The organism is Dyella sp. (assembly GCF_035277725.1).
Lineage (GTDB): Bacteria > Pseudomonadota > Gammaproteobacteria > Xanthomonadales > Rhodanobacteraceae > Dyella_B.
On record NZ_DATEJY010000121.1, the window covers coordinates 23,261 to 29,369 of the forward strand.

The following is a 6,109-nucleotide window of genomic DNA, read 5'->3' on the forward strand; positions in this document are numbered from 1 at the left end:
GTCAACCCAACGCCAGAATATCGCCCAGCAATGCCTGGGCGGTGACTTCCGGGCCGGCACCTGGCCCTTGGATCACCAGCGGTTGCGTGTGATAGCGCGTGGTGGTCAATGCAAATTGATTATCGGTACCGTACAAGCGCGCAGCAGGATGCGTCAGCGGCACTTCGGTAATACCCACGCGCGCACGTCCGCGTTGGTTGAGGCGTGCGAGAAAACGCAGCACATGCCCGCGGCCACGTGCCGCTTCGTGCAGGGCAGCCAGCGGTTCGTCCAGTTCTGCCAGACGTGCAAGGAATGCCTCGGTGGAAATATCGCGCAGGCTTTCCGGCACCAGGCTTTCCACGACCACTTCGTCATGGCCCAAGGCGAAGCCGGCATTGCGCGCGAGGATCAACAGCTTGCGCGCCACGTCTTCACCGGAAAGATCGGCGCGCGGATCTGGTTCGGTATAGCCCTGCTTGCGTGCTTCGCCCAACAGTTCGGAAAACGGACGGCTGCCGTCATACGTGTTGAACAGATAGGAAAGCGAACCGGAAAACACGCCTTCCAAGGTAAGCAGGCTGTCGCCGCAATCACACAGGCGGCGTAGTGTGGAAAGCACCGGCAAGCCTGCTCCCACGGTGGCGGAATCGCCGTAACGTCCGCCCGCCGCGCGCGCAGCTTGTAGCGCACGCCAACCAGAAAGATGACCGCCGGCCAAGGATTTGTTAGCGGTGACTACGTGATAGCCGCGCGCCAACCAATCCGCGTGACGCGATGCCAGCTCGGACGATGCGGTGGCATCGACGATGACTTTTAGCGGTGCACGATGCTCATCCAGCGCCGACAGCAATGCGGCATCGTCACGCGGCGCGCCTTCACGCTTCAGCCGCTCGCGCAGATCGCGCGCGGCTAGTTGCGCAGCTTCGGTCTGTTGCTTGCGCGAGTTGGCCGCGCCCACCAAGTGCAGCCGCTTCGACACAGGCGTGCATAGCAGTTTGAGAAATGCCCCTCCCACGACGCCAGTACCAAGCAGTACCAGCGCGGCTTCCTGCGGCGCGACGGGTGCGGTCTTGAGAACGGAAGCTTCAGCCAGCACCGCGCTCATGCAAGCACCCGTCGTTTCGAGGTGTTCTCGGCGACCGCTTGCGCGCGCTGCAAGCCAGCGGCAAGGTCGCGCAGCAAGTCGTCACCATCTTCGATGCCGATCGACAAGCGCAGCAGCGTATCGGCAATGCCGGCCGCGCGGCGCGCTTCCGGTGCCATCGCGGCGTGGGTCATGGAAGCGGGATGTGCAACCAGGCTTTCCACGCCACCCAATGATTCGGCCAGCGAGAAATATTCCAGGCCACCCACGAAAGCTTCGATCTGCGGCACGTCACCATGCAATTCAAAACTCAGCATGCCGCCGAAGCCTTGCTGTTGGCGTGCAGCTAAAGCATGGCCCGCGTGTTGGTCCAAGCCGGGGTAATACACGTTGCGCACGGCGTCGTGCTGATCGAGATACGTGGCGATGCGCTCTGCGTTTTCCTGATGCTGCCGCAGGCGTACACCAAGCGTGCGCAGGCCGCGCAACGTAAGGAAGCTATCAAATGGCGCGCCGGTAAGACCGTTGCAATTGCCCCACCATTTCAGCTGTTCGGCGACCGCGGCATCGCGTGCCACGACAGCACCGCCAACGACGTCGCTATGACCGTTGATGTACTTGGTAGTGGAATGCACGACCACATCTGCGCCCAGCGCAAGCGGTTGCTGCAACGCAGGCGAAAGGAAGGTGTTGTCCACCACCACCAAGGCGCCGACGGCATGCGCTGCCTGTGCAACATGGCGAATGTCAGTGATGCGCAGCAGCGGGTTCGATGGCGTTTCTACCCACACCAGCGCTGGCTTCAATGCCAAACCTTCGGCAAGTGCGTGGTTATCGGTGAGGTCGATGAAGCGAACGCTGAAGCGCCCCTTCTTCGCCCAGGCATCAAGCAAGCGCCAGGTACCACCGTAGCAATCATGTGCCGCAAGCACGGTGGCACCGGCCGGAACCAGTTCCAACGCAAGCGCCACGGCCGCCATGCCACTCGCCGTGATCACTGCGCCGGCGCCTTGTTCGAGTTCGGCCAGCGCGTTGCCGAGCAGATCGCGCGTAGGATTGCCGCTGCGCGAGTAGTCGTAGGCGCGCTTGCCACCCAAGCCCGTGAAGCTGTAGTTGGTGGACAGATGCAGCGCTGGTACGACAGCGCCGTGCTGCGTATCCGATTCAATGCCTGCGCGCACGGCGCGGGTGCTGGCGGCGGCTTCCTTCGCGATATCAGCGCACATGATCAAGCTCCACTACGACAGGAAATGGCTTGGCGCAGCAGCGGCGCCAGTTTGTTGGTTTCTTTCAGGAAGGCGTCGTGGCCGTAGGGCGAGTCGACCACTTCCAATGTGGCTGAACCGCGCAGGCGACGCTGCAACTCGCACAGATCAGCCAATGGCACGAGACGATCAGACGGAAAGCCGATCAGCGTGGCCGGCACATGGATGGATTCCGGCGCGACGTCGTGCAGATCGATGGATTCGGATAGCGCAAGAAAGCGTTCCAGATCGAAGCGCTGGACGAAGCTGCGGCCGGCGTGTTCCAGGTAATCTTCGACCGGGAAATGAAAGCGGCCTTCGCGATAATCCGGCGTGCCGTCAAAGCGGCGCGCGAATTCCTCGCTGCCACGATAGGTGGTCATCGCCAGCTGGCGTGCGAGGGAAAGCGCCTCATTGATCTGGCCCGAAGCTTGGCCCAGGCGCAGGATCTGGCGCTGGATCGCGCGCTGTGCCGTGGCCATCGGATGAGCACGGTGGGCGCCGGCGAGCAGAACGAGCTTGTCGAGCTTGTCCGGATGACGCGCGGCAAAGGCAAGGGCTGCCATCGCGCCGTAGGACGATCCAACGAAGGCGGCGACGCGGCCAATACCGAGCGCATCCACCAGGGCAGCCAATGCATCGGCCTGATCCTCGCTGGAGATGGCGCGCGGGTTGTTTTCGAAATCAGCCGGAGTCAGCCAGTCGATGCTCAGTACACGGCAATGTGCCAGGTCGACAGCTTGGCCGTGCCCCACCAGCTCGGACCACCATCCAGCCTTGCCCTCGGCGCCGGCCACGTAACGATCTGCAGAGATGCCGCCTTGCACGATGATCGTGGGCGCATCCGCCGCGCCCGTCCACTGGTAGCGCACATCCACCTGGCTGATGCCATGGCCGTACTTCGGCTGCAGGGACAGGCGGCGGGAGCTGCGCTGCTCGGTAAGCGTGTTGCGCGAGTGCAAGGACACGACCACGGCAGTGGGACGATCTTCGAGGGAGGAGTTTGCAAGGTGTGGCATCTTCAGTTCTCCGTTTGCATCGCCCTGCGGAGAACCTGTGAGGAGTTGTCGCCGGATACTCCATGCATGACATGGACTGACGACACCCCATCTCTCGGTCGGCGCTTACGCGCCCCGCAGGAGTTAGCACCGTTGCAGGTTTGATCCCGCAGGTTGCCCCGGCTTCAAAGGGCCTGTCCCTCAGCCGGTCTCGATGAGTGGAATCGACTATACCTACGGCTATTTTTACCGTCAATGGACGTTTAGACGTCTAAACGTAAAAACACCTCGAAAGTACAGCTGATTTCGACCATATGGGAAAAGACCATATGCGACGCGCGATACTGGAGGCCGGGCGGTGGCGGCCAGGCCAGCTCGCGCTATCCTCACGCATGTTTCATTGACGGCGGTCACACTGCATCCCATGAGCATCAAGCCCGATCTCTCCGCTGCCATCGGTCACACCCCACTTTTGCGCCTTCGCCACGCCTCGGCACTGACCGGCTGCGAGGTGCTGGGCAAGGCTGAGTTTCTTAATCCGGGCGGGTCGATCAAGGACCGTACGGCGTTGGGGTTGATCCTGGATGCCGAACGCCGAGGCTTGCTGCGCCCGGGCGGCACGATCGTGGAGGGAACTGCGGGAAATACGGGGATCGGGATGGCGCTGATCGGCGCGAGCCGCGGTTATCGGTCGGTGATTTTTATGCCGGAGACGCAGAGCCGCGAGAAGATCGACGCCTTACGCGTGGCCGGCGCCGAAGTACGGCTGGTACCTGCGGTGCCGTTCAAGGATCCCAGGCATTACGTCCATATCGCTCGCGCCTACGCTGAAAGCCTGAACGAGCAGGCGCCGGGGACTGCCTGGTTCGGCAACCAGTTCGACAACACCGCCAATCGGGACTGGCACGAGGCGACTACTGCCGTGGAAATCTGGGAACAGACGGCGGGCAAGGTTGACGGTTTTGTCTGCTCGGCCGGTACGGGAGGCACCCTGGCCGGCGTCGGCAAGGCATTGAAGGCCCGCAAGCCTGGGATAAAGATCGGGCTTTCTGACCCTACGGGTTCGGCGCTGGCCAACTACATCCAACGTGGCGAGCTGGTGGCGGAAGGGACGTCTATCAGCGAAGGCATTGGCTCCAGTCGCATCACGGCGAATTTTCAGGATGCGCCGATCGATCTGGCCTGGTCGATTTCGGATCAGGAATCCGTGCCTCTGCTGCATCAGCTGTTGCGCGAGGAGGGTTGGTGCGTCGGAGGCTCCAGCGGCGTGAACCTGGCTGGGGCCATCCGGCTAGCGCAAGTGCTTGGGCCAGGGCATACCATCGTCACCATCTTGGCCGATGCGGGAACGCGCTATCAGGCCAAGCTGTTCAATCCGCCATTTCTGCGAGAGAAGAACATTCCCGTTCCCGATTGGCTTGCACAATCGTTTGGCAACTAAGGCGGCTATTCGTATCCAATGTTTTACCATGCTGCGGGCCAAGAGAGCTCAGCCACAGGACATGGGATACATGATGAATTCGGGAGCGTTCGAAAGGATCACCATCGTTTCTGTCACGGGTCTTCCGGATGCAAGTGGTGCAGCGCTCTCACTCGCCTGGTGCCAGCATCAGATGCCCGGGACGCGTGCACTGCTGTGCAGCCCGCAAGCGCCGGAGGATCTGCCCGCATCCATCGAGTGGCGCGCGATCCAGCCGATGAACTACCACGAGTACAGCTGGTTCATGCTGTTCGCACTGTGGCGCGTGGTGGAGACCGAATTCGCGTTGATCGTGCAGGACGACGGCTGGGTGCTCAGCATCGACAACTGGCAGGATGCATTTCTTGATTACGATTACATCGGCGCGCCCATTCATCTGGCACATATGCAAACGCCTGAAGGAGCACGCTGGGTACGAGGATTTCAGTGGTGTAACGATTTCGATCGACCCGGTTATACGATCACACCCGTGCTCAATGGCGGCTTCAGCCTGCGCAGTCAGCGTCTGATGCGCGCATTGGTGGAACACCCGGATGTGCGCGTGTCTATTCCACCACCGGATCTGGTGGAAGGCGATCCTTTACGAATGCATTGGCATAACGACGTACTGCTGGAGGACGTGCAATTATCCGGCCTGCTTCGCCCGGCACTGGAAATAAAAGGATTGCGCTTTGCCCCATTGGATGTTGCTGGTCGATTCGCCATCGAACACGCTGGAGCAGTGCATCATGGGATGGATGCGCTAAGTATCTTTGGTCATCACTCCAAGCTGCGGCATCTTGTGAGCATTGCCCCTCCGACGATTCGCTACACGATTTCGCATACGCAGGCTGGCGAGCTATATGGCGAGTTGGATTTGGTGGAGATGTTTGTGCGCCGCGGTTATCGCGTGGAATTTGCAGACTGAGTCCAGATTCACCGTATGACCGTATGTGTGTAGATGGGAACGGGTAAAGTCTGATCTCACTACGCGCATCTACGCGTGATGTTGGCCGCGTCCCATCACTGGCATGAATATCGTCCGCAATAAAACTGCTTAACAGCGAATCAGGCGATAACGGCCATGTTCTCGCGAGCTGGCCTTCGAAGGCGGTACCCTGATGACGGCGGCCGCTGCGTCGACTGATGACCGCAGCTTCTCGTACAGGAGAAGTAACCCGGCACGGCCAAGTTCGCCGATGCCAAAGCCATAAAGTAAAACGCCTTCCCGGTTGGGAAGGCGTTTTAGGGATAAAGCCCCTGGCGGTGACCTACTCTTGCATGGAAGTCCACACTACCATCGGCGCAGCTGCGTTTCACTTCCGAGTTCGGGATGGGATCG

The 6,109-nt window shown here is 60.9% G+C and carries 5 protein-coding genes, 1 rRNA gene and 1 riboswitch; of the genes, 2 read left to right on the forward strand and 4 right to left on the reverse strand.

From position 1 onward, the window contains the following. Position 1: 1 nt before the first annotated feature. From VJR68_RS10925 to metX, 3 genes are read right to left on the reverse strand one after another with little or no spacing between them, the layout of a single operon-like run. On the reverse strand, positions 2-1,087 hold the full coding sequence (locus VJR68_RS10925) for a homoserine dehydrogenase (RefSeq protein ID WP_324147712.1): 1,086 nt from the start codon (positions 1,085-1,087) through the stop codon (positions 2-4). After that, positions 1,084-2,292 carry a cystathionine gamma-synthase gene (gene metB / locus VJR68_RS10930; protein ID WP_324147713.1) on the reverse strand — a complete coding sequence of 403 codons (1,209 nt, stop codon included), beginning with the start codon at positions 2,290-2,292 and terminating at the stop codon, positions 1,084-1,086. The genes VJR68_RS10925 and metB overlap by 4 nt, the downstream gene beginning before the upstream one ends. 2 nt (positions 2,293-2,294) lie before the next feature. After that, complete coding sequence (gene metX, locus VJR68_RS10935; protein WP_324147714.1) at positions 2,295-3,329, reverse strand: homoserine O-succinyltransferase MetX; 1,035 nt, start codon at positions 3,327-3,329, stop codon at positions 2,295-2,297. Between the two features lie 84 nt (positions 3,330-3,413). Further along, a riboswitch (SAM riboswitch) is annotated at positions 3,414-3,529 on the reverse strand. 203 nt (positions 3,530-3,732) lie between these two features. Between metX and VJR68_RS10940 the strand changes: the two genes are divergently transcribed. Both VJR68_RS10940 and VJR68_RS10945 read left to right on the forward strand, forming a co-directional pair. After that, positions 3,733-4,749, forward strand: coding sequence for a cysteine synthase A (locus VJR68_RS10940; protein WP_324147715.1), 1,017 nt, complete (start codon positions 3,733-3,735; stop codon positions 4,747-4,749). Between the two features lie 28 nt (positions 4,750-4,777). Further along, positions 4,778-5,695, forward strand: a complete 918-nt coding sequence (locus VJR68_RS10945; protein ID WP_324147716.1) for a DUF5672 family protein — start codon at positions 4,778-4,780, stop codon at positions 5,693-5,695. A gap of 330 nt (positions 5,696-6,025) precedes the next feature. Here VJR68_RS10945 and rrf read toward each other — a convergent pair. Next, positions 6,026-6,109 (reverse strand): 5S ribosomal RNA (gene rrf, locus VJR68_RS10950); the annotation flags it as partial.

Bases quoted from the DNA above. Each gene is read 5' to 3' on its own strand.
- VJR68_RS10925 (WP_324147712.1), bottom strand. From the start codon at position 1,087: ATGAGCGCGGTGCTGGCTGAAGCTTCCGTTCTCAAGACCGCACCCGTC.
- metB (WP_324147713.1), bottom strand. From the start codon at position 2,292: ATGTGCGCTGATATCGCGAAGGAAGCCGCCGCCAGCACCCGCGCCGTG.
- metX (WP_324147714.1), bottom strand. From the start codon at position 3,329: ATGCCACACCTTGCAAACTCCTCCCTCGAAGATCGTCCCACTGCCGTG.
- VJR68_RS10940 (WP_324147715.1), top strand. From the start codon at position 3,733: ATGAGCATCAAGCCCGATCTCTCCGCTGCCATCGGTCACACCCCACTT.
- VJR68_RS10945 (WP_324147716.1), top strand. From the start codon at position 4,778: ATGCTGCGGGCCAAGAGAGCTCAGCCACAGGACATGGGATACATGATG.